We start from the raw sequence: 11,377 nt of genomic DNA, 5'->3' as shown, positions 1-11,377 counted from the left end.
CGGCATTGCCGCTGGAGCCAATGCCGGCGCGTGTCGAACCCGCCCTTGCGCTGCTGAAGCAAAAGCCGCCCTCGGGCGATAAGTGGGGATGGGAAATAAAATGGGACGGCTATCGCCTCGCAGTGCACGCCGGCGCGGACGGTGTCCGGATATTGACGCGCGGCGGTTATGATTGGGCTGCACGGTTCCCCGCTATCGAGCAAGCGGCGCGCGACCTCGGGCCGGCTTCTTTCATCATTGACGGCGAAGCGGTCGTCCTGGACGAACAAGGGCGCTCGGATTTTAATGCGCTACAGAACAGCTTGGGTGCCGTGGGTGCGCGTAGTGGCAAGAAGACGGCCGGCAATGCCCTGCTATACGCCTTCGATCTTCTTTACCTCGACGGGCGCGATCTGCGCGAGCTGCCGTATAGGAGCCGCCGCCACCTGCTTGAAGAAATGCTGGCCGGTTTTGAGGGTGCTATCCGAATTTCGGAAGAAGTGGAAACAGACGATCCCGGTTTGATGCTCGACCATGCCTGCCGCCTCGGGCTGGAAGGCATCATCGGCAAGGATCGAAATAGCCCCTACCGGAGCGGAAGAACTGGCGACTGGATCAAGGTGAAATGCGTCCAGTCCGAACCGTTCATGATCGTGGGATATGAACCCTCCCTGTCGGCAAGCGGCGGCTTTGCCTCGCTCTTGCTGGCCGCCTATGACGGCGACGAGCTGCGCTACGTTGGAAGCGTCGGCACGGGATTTAAAGAGCGCGCCGCAAACGAGCTGCGCCGGATGCTCGATAAATTAGCTTGGCGGAAGAAAAAGCCACCTGTGACCTATTCGGGCCGGCGCGAGGTCGTTTGGGTGCAGCCGACGCTTATTGCGGAAATAGAGTTCCGCCAGACGACGCCGGATCGCAAGCTACGTCATGCGGCTTACAAAGGCCTCAGGGAGCGGCAGGATAACGCGGACGTCTACCGGCTTGATTAAATGCCGCCGCTTTTAGTGTAAGCTCCCCTGATGAGCGAATTCAGGATAGAACCGATCACGGTCAATTGGGGTGATTTCGAAACCTATGAAACGGTAACGGACTTGGCCCGCTGCCTGCTCGACAAATGGCCGGCAAGCACGGATGGGCAAGCTTATGTCACTGCGCTCATGGTCTGCTCGGCCGTGCTGGAAAACGGCTTGGATGATCGACCGGAAGATGCCCGCGCGGCGTTTGTTGAGGCCGCCCATGAAGCGCTCCTGTCTGTTTCGCCAGATGATGACCTAGATTTCTAGCGACTATTTTTCTTCATCGGATCGCCGCACTATTCGGCCCCCATGTCGCAGCCGCACGATGCCGTTTATATTTTGCTTGTAGACCTGGTAGGCGGCATTAGCCGCCATGATGTTGCCAGCGCCGGCAAGCTCCATGCATCGAAAGCCCTCGTCTGTGATTTCATCAACGGTGAAGGGAAAGTTTGTGTCGAAGAAAGGCACCTTTTTAGGGTCCGGCAGGTCCACCACATGTTGCTCCTGCCCCACTTCGCAGAAGAAAATGCTTTCCCGGCCGTAGACCCACGCGGTGATCGTTCGCCAGTCAAGCTTTCCCTTCGCCTTGTAGCAAACCTGCCATTCACCTTGATGGCAAATCAGCATAGGCCAGCTTAGCGGCTTCCTGATTGTCGTTTGAATTTCGGGTGATTTAAGGAGCGGCGCGGGCATTGATCCTTCCTTTTTGTTCTATGAATGTTCTCATATGCAAAAAGTGTCAAGCAATCGCCGGTAGACTCCAAGATACAAAAAAGCCGCTCATGAGGGTGAGCGGCTTTCTTGTTGGTCATGGGCTCCGCGTCAGGCAACTTCTAAAGTGGGTACGTCCTTCAGGTCCACGTTATGTTCTGCCTGCCAAGCATCGTAAGCTGCCTGCATCCTGAGCCAGATAGCGGCTCCATCTCCAAACAGCTTGCCTAACCTCGCCGCAATGTTGGGCGATACGGGCTTCTTCTCGTTAACAATATCGTACAGCTGCTGCCGGGAAATTCCCAGCATGTTTGCTATCTCTACCTTCGTCTTCCCAGTCTCCGGGATGATATCATTGAGTAATGCGCCCGGATGAGATGGGCACCGTTTCAGGGGCCTCTCTACCTCATAAGCCATTCTCGTCTCCTATTAGCGGAACAACCAGCACTCTCCATCGTGCTCGTCGTTCGTGTGGCGTTGTTACTTCTGTGGGTTTTTTTTATTTTTAAGCGCCAGCCAGACAAGCGGCGTCTGGCTGGCACTGGTTTCGCTAGTGGTATTGTTCGAAGTCAACATTGTATGCATCGCCATTCAGAAACTCAAATGTGATGCACCATGGGCCGTTGACGTGAACTGTATATCTAGTGGGGTTGAACCCACTTAGAGGGTGAAAATTGAAGCCCGGCAGCCTCATGTCGCTTGGGGATGCTGCTTGCTCCAGGCGGTCTAATCGAACTTTAATGCGTTGATGCATTTTCTGATCGATCTTTGAAGTTTTGCCTGTCTCAAATAGCTCGCTTAACCCCTTGTCCTTGAAATCCTTAATCACTTGCCATCTCCGTCATGTCCTAAATCACCATCTTGAACCCTTTCTCTTGTTGTTGATCACAAGGTCAATGTAAGCTTTTTGCTTACACTATGCAAGGGGTGATGTAAGTTTTTTGCTGACAAAGATTTTTATACGACCGCTATGCGGGTTCGTCTGGATAGGTTGCGCCTTTGCGGCGTTCGCCTGTGGTATTGTGCATCCATGCTATCGGGTGGTCCACTTCGTGCCAGAAGACTGGCGACCACTCCATTCCGCAATTGGATAAGTCGTATTTGACCTCCATACCGCTCGCCAGAGATTGGAGCTTGATACGCTCTAGAACTTTCGGCCACTCGCTATCTGCGATTTCTTGGAGCCGCCTAATGGCGTCTTGGTCGATTTGGAATGAACCTTTGAATTCCACGCTGCGCCTCTCCCAATACGGCCTATCAACCGCCCTGTTTTGTGAAAAATACGTCACCATACCTACGAATAGCTCCCCATCGTTGAAGCATGGTGCGCTGCCGCCACTCGCCATACAGAAGCGAAAGCGAAATTGGCCGCGTCATTGCAAGATGTAGTAGCCGCCGCATTCCTGCCGAGGAAACACGATGGCTGCGACCGGTCAGAACCTGACACTCTCTCACCATCTGTTCAAAAGTGTTTTCGTATCGGGGTGTTCCAAGCATAGCGCTCGGCAGCGCGTTTGCTGCCATTGCCGCCCAAAGAAAATAGCTTTTAGGCTTTTCTGGATCGACCATTCTTCACTCTCTCCTAGCTTTGTAGAGTGCCCATGCTTCTTCTATGATTACGCCCTGCACCACGCCTCGACGAGCCGCTTCCTCGGCGATCTCGTCCGAAACGTGAGGCAGTACCTTAGCATGCACCTGGCCGGTGCGCTCGCTCTTCCTTCGGCCGGGCTTGCCGCGTGGTGATCGGTCAACAAACCCCCTCGCCTCACCTGCTGCGTCGGCTTTGGCGATGGCCGCTTCGGTTGCTGCCTTTGGGGTGCGCTTCAGTGCGCCTAGATCAAGTTTGAAATCGGTCATTTCAGTGCCTCCGTCAGACGTTTGTAAACAGCCATGGCGAATGCCTCGGCGTTCTCGATTGCAGATGACATGTTGCCTTGCTTTGTTTCCATCGAATGCAGGTCACCGCCGAACTCGAACAAAGCCGAGAATGCGGCGCGTTCCATGAGGGGCGGTTCCACGATGTCTATTCCCCCTTCCTTCAAAGAGGCTTCAATCCCGTTTTGCTGCTTCGAACGAATGGCGCGTGTCATTGTGAAAACAACCGCATGCGCTATCTCCCGGTTTATGGCTTCTTCCTCTTCCGCGATGAGCTGGAGCGATTGCGCACCGATAGTGGCGTCTAGGATGGTGGCTCGCATAGGGATTAACACCAGGTCGGCTTGCGATATAGCGCGCGAAACCATGCGCGAGGCAACGCCTTCAAGGTCAACAATGACAACCGCGCCATCGACGTCGTGTTGTTTGATCGTCTTCACGATGCTTGATTCCGTGACATCGGTCAGCGCTTGAATGTTACTGGGCAAGGTTCCCTTCCCTGCCCATATGCTCAATGAGTGATTGGGGTCGCAGTCCAGCATTGTGACGGGCACGCCTTTGCGGGCAAGCTCGGTGCCCAGCAGGACAGCGGTGGTTGATTTTCCTGCGCCGCCTTTAGATGAGGCGATAACGACAACGGGCATGGTAGAACTCCGGTTTAAATAATTATCTGGTTTATTCAGATACCCGGTAAAAGTTGATATCGGATTAATTTTTAAATCCGGTAACTGAACTAACCGGATATAATTATGAATCCGGTTTGTACGTCAATCGGGTATTTAAACTAATCCGATTTAAAAATTAATCAGATTAAGAGTTGAACCCGGTTAAAATTCGAACCGGGTATGCGCCTAAATCCGATATGCCAAGTGATGAAAGTAAACAGAGACTTAATTTTCAACCTGACGAAAGCGCCACGCATTAACAATGCTTTGACCCCTCGCGCTCGCCGCTCGCAGGATGCTCAAAACCGTCCGGTTATAGACAGGGCAGGGCGGTTCTGCTCAAAAGTGCCTATCCCGACTTTCTTGCATGCTCAAAAAGAACGGGACACTTTTGAACAGGGAAACAGCTATGTCGCGCACGTTCGCTTATGTCAGAGTGTCAACCACGGGACAGACGGTCGAAAACCAGATTACAGAAATCTCGGCCGCTGGCTTTTCGGTCGAGCCGCGCCGGATCATATCCGAAACGATTTCGGGCAGTACGCCGGCTGCTAAACGACCTGGCTTTATGAAGTTGCTCGACCGGATGGAACCGGGCGACGTGTTGATCGTCACGAAGCTGGATCGCCTCGGCCGTGACGCCATCGATGTCAGCAGCACGGTCAAGATGCTCGCCGAAAACGGGGTGAGGGTGCATTGCCTCCAGTTGGGCGGCCTCGATCTCACCAGCTCGGCCGGCACCATGACAATGAACGTTCTAAACGCCGTCGCGCAATTCGAGCGGGATTTGAATATTGAACGCACGCAAGCAGGCGTGGCGAGGGCGCGCGAAAAGGGAAAACGTTTCGGCCGGCCGCCCGCCCTGACGGATCGGCAAAAACAGGTGGCGCTTGCCGATCTGGCGGCCGGAACCAGCATAGCCGCAGTGGCCCGAAAATTCGGCACCAGCCGCCTGACAATCTCTCGCCTTAAAGGTGCATCGCAAGACGCTGCTCCGGGCGATTTGGAATAATATTCCCTTCAAGATTTCCCCTTGCGACCTCTCATAAGCCAAGAAGCCTATCCGGGCGTCTGAACGGTCCTGAAACTGCGTATAGGTTGCCGCCGAACCGCACTTTAACGCGGTTCGGAACCGCCGCAGGGCCGCGATAGCGGACCGAACAAGCGGCGTCCGCTTACTAATCCGCAGGATTATAAAAATCAGGACCGGATTCAGTTCTTTCAGTGAACTCACGCTCATTCAAAAGCTTTTCGGCCTTTCGTGCCTCCAAATTTTTGCGGATGCGCTCGATGGCAGGGTTCGCGGTAGCCGGCTGGGTGTAGTGAAACTGCATCTGCTTTGCTGCCGGCGTCTGGCGGCCTTCCTCGGCCCGTTCTGCGCGGTTCTTTGCTGCCCGCTCCACATAACCCGCCAACTGCTCGGCGCGTACCCGGTCCTCTACAGTCTCCCTTAGGCGATCTGCCGGCGAAAGGCTGTCCATGTGCGCCTTGATGGCGTCTTGGCGTTCCTGACGGGCCTGTGCAGCGTCATCGGGCAGGGGCGCGGCCTTCCTCGCATACTTGCCAAGAAGCGCCTTGGCGCGCGCCGGCAGGCTCAAGCGGTAGGCGTTGCTTGTCTGCTGCACCTGCGGGCCTGCGCCCTCGTTGCCGGTTGGGATATAGCGACGCAACCAATCAACAAAGCCGTGGGTGCGAAGTGCATCGAGCGCGCGGCATACCGCAGCTCGGGCGCGGCCGATTTTTTCCATGATAGTGCTGATGGACGGATCAAGCCGGCCGTTCCCGAAATCAACCAGATTGGTGAGGTAGTCCAGCACTTCAAGCGCGACATGACCGAGCGGGCCGGTGCGCTTACCTGGCTGTTTCATTGCCAGCTCATACTTGCGCGCGGCAAGCAGGATTTCGCGGGCTTCGTGTCGGGGCAGGGGCTTCCAGAATACCGCCTCGCACTTGCCCTTCAGGCGGGAATTTCTGCGCACAGGTGCGCCGGTTCGTCTGGTGCCGGATTTCGCCTGCACCGCGCCAATCTGCTGGAACATGGTTCCTTTGTCCTCTCTCAAGAGGGCATGGACAGCAGACAAAAAATCAGCGCTCCCGCAAGCGCTAACATCTTGCGAGTTCGTTAATTCTGAACTATCTTGAGACTGTTCGACGGTTCTCAAGATCGTTTTGTCTACTTATCCAAAAAGCCCCCGCCTCGCCAAAGGTGGGGCTTTTTATTTTATGCCCTTGTTTGTTCTAAATAAAACCTGACGGCCTCTTCCAATATCGGGGCGCGGGACGATGCCCCGCGTTCCTGTTTGATCCTGTCGATTGCTGCAACCAGCTCGGCGGGCATGTAGGCACTAACCTCCGCGCGACCTGCGGCGGCTTGTCTTTCCCGATGAGCTGCAACTCGTTTACTGATGGGTGCGCGTGTTTTTTGCATGATGGTTACAGGTAACAGTGATTCCGTGTGATTCTGCAAGCGGCGTCACAAAGTTTCCTCGGTGATGGCGTTCGACGCTGGCAACACCCGGCATCTTTAATTAGGGCGCGGGTCGCCTTTGGTCGGTGACAAGGCCTGTGTTACCAGTGCCTCGATCTTCGTAAGGGGTACTCTGCCGCTGGCGATGCTGGTAAGCTTGGCGACGAACCACATGCGTTGGTCTTGGTAGCTCGTCGCGAGCGCGGCCATTGCTGGATGTTCAGCAATCAGGTTTTTCAGATGCGCCTCAAGCGTGGCAATGTCCTGCTCTATGTAAGCTGCCGGAAGCTTGGCATTAGCGAGGGCAGCTCTGAACGCTGTGAGCGCGCTCATGTCACTTTCGCCATGGCCAAGTTCGGTCCCCCGATTGTCGGTGATAATCGCCCCATATAGTGGTTCGCCTGCACTGACTTTCCCCTTGGCAACGTGCCAATATAGTTCGGGATAATCCCGCTCAAACCCGGCGATGGTTGGCGCCAATTCATGTGCTTTTGAAAGCTGTATGTACCCTTCCTGAATATCGAGCGCGATAGTGCGCATGCGATGTGCCTCAGCACTATCAAGCGTACGCTCGGCGACGAGAGATTCGAGGTACTCAATTCGGGCAATCATCATGCCGACAGTGTCAGGGTTGGCGGCGGCTATGAAGTCGGCAAGCGTCCCCACGTAATTCTTGGAGACGTGATTGACGCGGGCAATCCACTGGCGGCCGAAGCCGTGACCATCATCTCCCACAACATCGGTCGGCTCCACTCGCACTGACTTGTTGCCGAAGTGCGGGCGCTCATCGGCCTTCCACTGATACTTCAGCAGATGGGGCGGAATGCCCGCAAGCGCGGCCTTCAGGTTGTTAAGTCGATCCGGAAGTGTTCTCGACTTCTCAACCACAATGCTCGCCATATGATCATGAAACCGGGGGAAAGGTTTCCAAGCGGCGTTTCTGATTTGCTCCATGAGCGCATCAAACTCGCGGCGGATTTCTTCACGACCTTCCGGTGTGTCGATCTCGGGCCAGCGCTGGGCAATGAACTCATCTGTAACAGGGTGATTAGTCATTGGGTGGCTTCCTTGTTGCGAGCGACATCGCACTTTCTCAAATGCTCGACAGCGGCGGTGCGATAATCGTCACCGTGCTTTAGGAGAAGCTTGATAAGCCAATGTAGAACATGGGCTTGCTCGTCTTCAGCTCGATGTGGAATCGCCTCGCCGCCAGCGCGCAGCAATTCGGCTATCTGGCCGGTTTCCCAAAGCATCTTGGACAGCACCGTTTTAAGATCGCCCGTCAGCTCATCAGGGTACGTCAGGGGCGTGCCGTTGTTCCTCGGGTTCGGTCGGCTCAAGATAGCTTGCACTTCATGGGCTGCGCGCAAGGTCGTATCTGAAAGCAGGCCGCCATTCCCGCCCTTTCCCATGGTGCCGTTCATGTCATGCTCGACGGCTTTGGCGAGTTTGCGGGCGGCGGCTTCGAGTTCCTGCGCGAAGTTCTTCATTCGAACCTCACGCCGGTTACGGCGAACGCACCGTCTTCGTTAGCATTTGTTGTTTCGTAAACTGGTTGACCGTCCACGCCGGCTTCATCGGCCTTTTTCAGCCAGAAATGGGCAAGGCCCGCGCCGCCGGCGTTGTCCAGATATTCCGTGATGGTGCTGCCGTGGCAGGGAAACGCCTCGCAAATTTGCTTCTCTGCGGTAGGTGCCAAAGCGAACAGGTCGTGATGGCCTTCAACGTAGGCCATCCAAGGCTCGCCCTCGCCGCCATCGCTGTAGAGGGCGTGCCATTGAAGTTTTTTAGTCGTGGTCGCTTCCATCATCGGATCGCCTTTCAGGCTGCTGAGGTTTTCGGGGTGAGGGCAGGGGCGACGGGGCGGGCGTTATGCTCGATGCTGTCCAGAAAGCGGCCGGTCTTGCGTTTGCCGGCTCGGATCATGCTGTGGTCGGGGTCCAGCTCGTCGCACCACATGGGCTTATGCCAGTGCTCCCATTCCTCGCCAGTCCACTCCATCCAATCATACCGGCTGATTTCCGGGTCATCATCGAGTGTGACCGAGCCGAGCTGGGGCACGTACTCGCCCCATTGCTTGAAATGGAAGGCAACGCCGGCTTCCGCGCACTGGTCGCGCAGGCCGCGAACCCAATCCGGATGCGCCGGCCGCGCCTTGTGTTCGCCTTGGTCGGTTTCGCCGCCGGCAATTACCCACTGAATGCTGTGGCAAAGGCCGACATAGTCTCGGCCGTTGTGGACATTGGATGTGCTGGGCATGTCGTTGTCTTCCGGCCGCATCCAGACTTTGCCGCGCAAAGCGTCGGTATGATATTTGGATGCCTGGTATTCCTTGAACGCCGTCAGATCGACGGGGCCAATAAGCGGCTCGCATGACAGGAACAGGAAGAGCGGGCGCGTCTTGGCGTGCCATAGATCGACGCTCGCCTGCAGCAATGCCGGCACGTTGATATTCGCCCGCGGTTGATCCTCAACCGTGGTTCCGATCGCTGCATTTTCCGGCAGTCCACCGGCCTTTTCGGCCATCTTGGCAATGTTCATCGGACGCTTCGTCAGCAACAGCCAGACGAGGTGAGGCGTGGCGCGGATAAGATCGAATAGATCCCGGCGCCATTCATCCGGGACGGCGTTATCGAACACGTCAGCGAGCGAAGCGCAGAACACAAATGGGCGCGTGCCTTCCTTTGCGGCCTTGGCGTTCCATGCAAGCGGCTTGCGCCAGTTAGTGGCGCTGGTGCGGACGCGGGTGCCGTTGCCTTTGCCCGGCCCGCCCCACTCGGCGCGGTGCATGCGGGTTTCCATCAGGTGGGCAGCGTAACAGCCATCACAAGCCGGCGCGATCCGCGTGCAGCCAATCCAAGGATTGAACGTCATGTCTGCCCACGAAATGTTCGTTGTTTCAGCCATGGGAAACCTTCTTCAAAAACTTGATGCTCTTGATCGCGCCGGGGCGTTGTCGCTCGGCCTGTGCGCCTGCCAGAACCGAAGTGGCGGCTGTTGTCGTCAACGTCGCGCCGTCGCGATAGGTGACGCGGAAAAGCGATCTTGGCTTCCGGCTGGGGCTGGCATTCATTTGGAAGTCGCTCGGTGCTGGGGTTTTGGGCATGGCCTGTCCGTCTATTCGGGAAACCGCACCTGCCTGCGCAGGCGAAGGTGCGGAAACCGGAAGGGGCGTTAGGCCGCTTCGCGACGGGCGAGGCGGCCGGCCAGCTCGCGGGCCTCCTCGCCGTACTTTTTGATCTGTTCGCGGGTGAATCGGTCGGCGATATCGTTCTCGGTGCAACCTTCGCCAAGGCCCAAAATTGCATCCGCCATCTTGTTGATGATCTTGTTCTCTTCCTGCGAGCGCTGTTTCATGCCTGGTTCTCCATCCTGTTGAGGTGGATGGGCGGCATGACATTTCGAGGAAAGCCGCCCATCCGGGAACCCTTCTGCCGTGAGGGGGCTCAACGGTTCGGGATGGCGGGAATATGTCGATAAACGACAATCAAAGTCAAGCAACCGAATGTCGATTTTCGACAATACATAAGGAGAACAAAAAAAGACCTATGTCGATCAATGACATAGGTCTTTGAAAAATTCGGGTGCTGTGGTTGGTTGCTTTACGTCTCGCGTTGTACCGAGAACGTCACTCTACCTACGATCCTCACGATGTCGTTATCGCCGCCGCTCAAGTCGATGGGCTGCTGGTGACGGGGATCATTCGATTCCGGCAGCAACCAGAATTTCCCTTCGTCATCCTTGAACAGCGTTTTCACCGTGGCTTCGCGCAAGCCGTCTGCACGCTCTCGCTCCACGATGTATCTTTTGCCGGGGATAGGGGATTCTCCCGTTTCCATCAGGCTGGTGTAAATGACTGCCGAACCTTCGGCATAACGCTTATTCATAGACGGTCCGCGCGTTTCCGCGCCATAAAGCATGACATTCTGAAACTCTGGATCATTTGGAACGATTACGTCATAGCAATCGTCTTCATGCCAGAGCAGTGATTCTGCCCATTCCCCCGCCTGCACATGCTGACGCACCCTAACCGTCCGCACATTGCCGTGGCTGGCGATCAGTTCGGCCGGCTGCCTGTGGAAAAACTCGGCCAGCTTTTCTATCTTGGAAAGGGTTAACTGCGTCTTGCCCGTTTCCAGCCGGTTGTAATTTTCAGTAGTGATATCAAGCACCGCAGCCGCTTCCGCCTGCGTCTTGCCACTCATTTCCCGGATTTTTCTGATCTGATTTGTCATGGTTTCTTTATAGCGATTTTCGACAAATGCGGTATGTCGGTTTTCGACAAGTATTTTGATTGACATTTATTGTCGTTTATCGACATATTCCCGGCCATGCGATTGAAAGAGTGGCGACTGACGCGCGGAAAGACCCTGGCTGACATGGCGGCGCTTCTCGGTATCGAGAGGGCGCGCACCTATCAGCGTTACGAGGACGGGGAAAATCGCGCCGATGCTCACTTGGTCGAGCGCATCCGTGATGTGACCAACAATGACGTTGCCGTCATCGACATGCACAACCAGCGTCTTGAATGGTTGAAAGCCAATCGCTCGGACCTGTTTTCTGAACCGGCAGGTGCCGCAAATGAATAGAGCGGGCACCACCATAGTTTCCAATCGCGCGGCCTTTCCTCCCGGCCTGCTGCGGCCCGCGCCGGGGCGCAATCT

Annotated in this window: 19 protein-coding genes; 4 read left to right on the top strand and 15 right to left on the bottom strand. The window is 55.9% G+C overall.

Annotated elements, in window-relative coordinates; translation table 11 throughout:
* Window positions 1-5 precede the first annotated feature (5 nt).
* Window positions 6-968, top strand: a complete 963-nt coding sequence (gene ligD, locus L904_RS17470) for a non-homologous end-joining DNA ligase (protein WP_371260959.1) — start codon at window positions 6-8, stop codon at window positions 966-968.
* 30 nt (window positions 969-998) lie between these two features.
* Window positions 999-1,262 (top strand): DUF982 domain-containing protein, encoded by a 264-nt coding sequence (locus L904_RS17465; protein ID WP_020811212.1) that lies wholly within the window; start codon window positions 999-1,001, stop codon window positions 1,260-1,262.
* Window positions 1,263-1,265: 3 nt separating this feature from the next.
* Here the strand turns inward: L904_RS17465 and L904_RS17460 are convergent, their stop codons facing one another.
* The 6 genes from L904_RS17460 to L904_RS17435 form a co-directional block, all read right to left on the bottom strand.
* On the bottom strand, window positions 1,266-1,688 hold the full coding sequence (locus L904_RS17460) for a hypothetical protein (RefSeq protein WP_020811213.1): 423 nt from the start codon (window positions 1,686-1,688) through the stop codon (window positions 1,266-1,268).
* Between the two features lie 129 nt (window positions 1,689-1,817).
* On the bottom strand, window positions 1,818-2,123 hold the full coding sequence (locus L904_RS17455) for a HigA family addiction module antitoxin (protein ID WP_020811214.1): 306 nt from the start codon (window positions 2,121-2,123) through the stop codon (window positions 1,818-1,820).
* A 133-nt stretch (window positions 2,124-2,256) separates the two neighbouring features.
* Window positions 2,257-2,535: a type II toxin-antitoxin system RelE/ParE family toxin gene (locus L904_RS17450; RefSeq protein ID WP_020811215.1), complete on the bottom strand. Its 279-nt coding sequence runs from the start codon at window positions 2,533-2,535 to the stop codon at window positions 2,257-2,259.
* Window positions 2,536-2,963: 428 nt separating this feature from the next.
* Window positions 2,964-3,275, bottom strand: a complete 312-nt coding sequence (locus L904_RS27845; RefSeq protein WP_155246282.1) for a hypothetical protein — start codon at window positions 3,273-3,275, stop codon at window positions 2,964-2,966.
* 3 nt (window positions 3,276-3,278) lie between these two features.
* A complete protein-coding gene (locus L904_RS17440) occupies window positions 3,279-3,563 on the bottom strand; it encodes a hypothetical protein (RefSeq protein WP_020811217.1) in 285 nt (94 codons plus the stop codon).
* Window positions 3,560-4,225, bottom strand: a complete 666-nt coding sequence (locus L904_RS17435) for a ParA family protein (RefSeq protein WP_020811218.1) — start codon at window positions 4,223-4,225, stop codon at window positions 3,560-3,562. The genes L904_RS17440 and L904_RS17435 overlap by 4 nt, the downstream gene beginning before the upstream one ends.
* Window positions 4,226-4,655: 430 nt before the next feature.
* Between L904_RS17435 and L904_RS17430 the strand changes: the two genes are divergently transcribed.
* Window positions 4,656-5,258: a recombinase family protein gene (locus L904_RS17430; RefSeq protein WP_020811219.1), complete on the top strand. Its 603-nt coding sequence runs from the start codon at window positions 4,656-4,658 to the stop codon at window positions 5,256-5,258.
* Window positions 5,259-5,424: 166 nt separating this feature from the next.
* Here L904_RS17430 and L904_RS17425 read toward each other — a convergent pair whose 3' ends face one another.
* From L904_RS17425 to L904_RS17395, 9 genes are all read right to left on the bottom strand, one after another.
* On the bottom strand, window positions 5,425-6,285 hold the full coding sequence (locus tag L904_RS17425; RefSeq protein ID WP_020811220.1) for a hypothetical protein: 861 nt from the start codon (window positions 6,283-6,285) through the stop codon (window positions 5,425-5,427).
* A gap of 182 nt (window positions 6,286-6,467) precedes the next feature.
* The gene (locus tag L904_RS28430; RefSeq protein ID WP_234797460.1) at window positions 6,468-6,584 is read right to left on the bottom strand and encodes a ribbon-helix-helix protein, CopG family; all 117 of its coding nucleotides are present in this window, start codon (window positions 6,582-6,584) and stop codon (window positions 6,468-6,470) included.
* A gap of 186 nt (window positions 6,585-6,770) precedes the next feature.
* Complete coding sequence (locus tag L904_RS17420) at window positions 6,771-7,769, bottom strand: hypothetical protein (protein ID WP_020811221.1); 999 nt, start codon at window positions 7,767-7,769, stop codon at window positions 6,771-6,773.
* Window positions 7,766-8,203 (bottom strand): hypothetical protein, encoded by a 438-nt coding sequence (locus L904_RS17415; RefSeq protein ID WP_020811222.1) that lies wholly within the window; start codon window positions 8,201-8,203, stop codon window positions 7,766-7,768. The genes L904_RS17420 and L904_RS17415 overlap by 4 nt, the downstream gene beginning before the upstream one ends.
* Window positions 8,200-8,523, bottom strand: a complete 324-nt coding sequence (locus tag L904_RS17410) for a hypothetical protein (protein ID WP_020811223.1) — start codon at window positions 8,521-8,523, stop codon at window positions 8,200-8,202. Before L904_RS17410 ends, L904_RS17415 begins: the two co-directional genes overlap by 4 nt.
* Before the next feature lie 11 nt (window positions 8,524-8,534).
* Entirely contained in the window at window positions 8,535-9,620 is a 1,086-nt protein-coding gene (locus L904_RS17405; RefSeq protein WP_020811224.1) for a DUF5131 family protein, read from the bottom strand.
* Window positions 9,613-9,819 carry a hypothetical protein gene (locus tag L904_RS27840; protein ID WP_155246283.1) on the bottom strand — a complete coding sequence of 69 codons (207 nt, stop codon included), beginning with the start codon at window positions 9,817-9,819 and terminating at the stop codon, window positions 9,613-9,615. Before L904_RS27840 ends, L904_RS17405 begins: the two co-directional genes overlap by 8 nt.
* Before the next feature lie 68 nt (window positions 9,820-9,887).
* On the bottom strand, window positions 9,888-10,070 hold the full coding sequence (locus L904_RS17400; protein ID WP_020811226.1) for a hypothetical protein: 183 nt from the start codon (window positions 10,068-10,070) through the stop codon (window positions 9,888-9,890).
* 245 nt (window positions 10,071-10,315) lie between these two features.
* Window positions 10,316-11,014, bottom strand: coding sequence for a LexA family transcriptional regulator (locus tag L904_RS17395; RefSeq protein ID WP_020811227.1), 699 nt, complete (start codon window positions 11,012-11,014; stop codon window positions 10,316-10,318).
* A gap of 30 nt (window positions 11,015-11,044) precedes the next feature.
* On the opposite strand from L904_RS17395, the gene L904_RS17390 reads away from it, so the two are divergent.
* The gene (locus L904_RS17390; RefSeq protein WP_031234071.1) at window positions 11,045-11,302 is read left to right on the top strand and encodes a helix-turn-helix domain-containing protein; all 258 of its coding nucleotides are present in this window, start codon (window positions 11,045-11,047) and stop codon (window positions 11,300-11,302) included.
* Window positions 11,303-11,377 lie beyond the last annotated feature (75 nt).

Source organism: Agrobacterium sp. LY4 (assembly GCF_001526585.1).
Lineage (GTDB): Bacteria > Pseudomonadota > Alphaproteobacteria > Rhizobiales > Rhizobiaceae > Agrobacterium > Agrobacterium leguminum.
This window is presented reverse-complemented; position numbering and strand designations above follow the sequence as displayed.

Bases quoted from the DNA above. Each gene is read 5' to 3' on its own strand.
- L904_RS28430 (WP_234797460.1), bottom strand. From the start codon at position 6,584: ATGCCCGCCGAGCTGGTTGCAGCAATCGACAGGATCAAACAGGAACGC.
- L904_RS17390 (WP_031234071.1), top strand. From the start codon at position 11,045: ATGCGATTGAAAGAGTGGCGACTGACGCGCGGAAAGACCCTGGCTGAC.
- L904_RS17455 (WP_020811214.1), bottom strand. From the start codon at position 2,123: ATGGCTTATGAGGTAGAGAGGCCCCTGAAACGGTGCCCATCTCATCCG.
- L904_RS17420 (WP_020811221.1), bottom strand. From the start codon at position 7,769: ATGACTAATCACCCTGTTACAGATGAGTTCATTGCCCAGCGCTGGCCC.
- L904_RS17395 (WP_020811227.1), bottom strand. From the start codon at position 11,014: ATGTCAATCAAAATACTTGTCGAAAACCGACATACCGCATTTGTCGAA.
- L904_RS17425 (WP_020811220.1), bottom strand. From the start codon at position 6,285: ATGTTCCAGCAGATTGGCGCGGTGCAGGCGAAATCCGGCACCAGACGA.
- L904_RS17430 (WP_020811219.1), top strand. From the start codon at position 4,656: ATGTCGCGCACGTTCGCTTATGTCAGAGTGTCAACCACGGGACAGACG.
- L904_RS17405 (WP_020811224.1), bottom strand. From the start codon at position 9,620: ATGGCTGAAACAACGAACATTTCGTGGGCAGACATGACGTTCAATCCT.
- L904_RS17465 (WP_020811212.1), top strand. From the start codon at position 999: ATGAGCGAATTCAGGATAGAACCGATCACGGTCAATTGGGGTGATTTC.
- L904_RS17460 (WP_020811213.1), bottom strand. From the start codon at position 1,688: ATGCCCGCGCCGCTCCTTAAATCACCCGAAATTCAAACGACAATCAGG.
- L904_RS27840 (WP_155246283.1), bottom strand. From the start codon at position 9,819: ATGCCCAAAACCCCAGCACCGAGCGACTTCCAAATGAATGCCAGCCCC.
- L904_RS17410 (WP_020811223.1), bottom strand. From the start codon at position 8,523: ATGATGGAAGCGACCACGACTAAAAAACTTCAATGGCACGCCCTCTAC.
- L904_RS27845 (WP_155246282.1), bottom strand. From the start codon at position 3,275: ATGGTCGATCCAGAAAAGCCTAAAAGCTATTTTCTTTGGGCGGCAATG.
- L904_RS17415 (WP_020811222.1), bottom strand. From the start codon at position 8,203: ATGAAGAACTTCGCGCAGGAACTCGAAGCCGCCGCCCGCAAACTCGCC.
- L904_RS17440 (WP_020811217.1), bottom strand. From the start codon at position 3,563: ATGACCGATTTCAAACTTGATCTAGGCGCACTGAAGCGCACCCCAAAG.
- L904_RS17435 (WP_020811218.1), bottom strand. From the start codon at position 4,225: ATGCCCGTTGTCGTTATCGCCTCATCTAAAGGCGGCGCAGGAAAATCA.
- L904_RS17400 (WP_020811226.1), bottom strand. From the start codon at position 10,070: ATGAAACAGCGCTCGCAGGAAGAGAACAAGATCATCAACAAGATGGCG.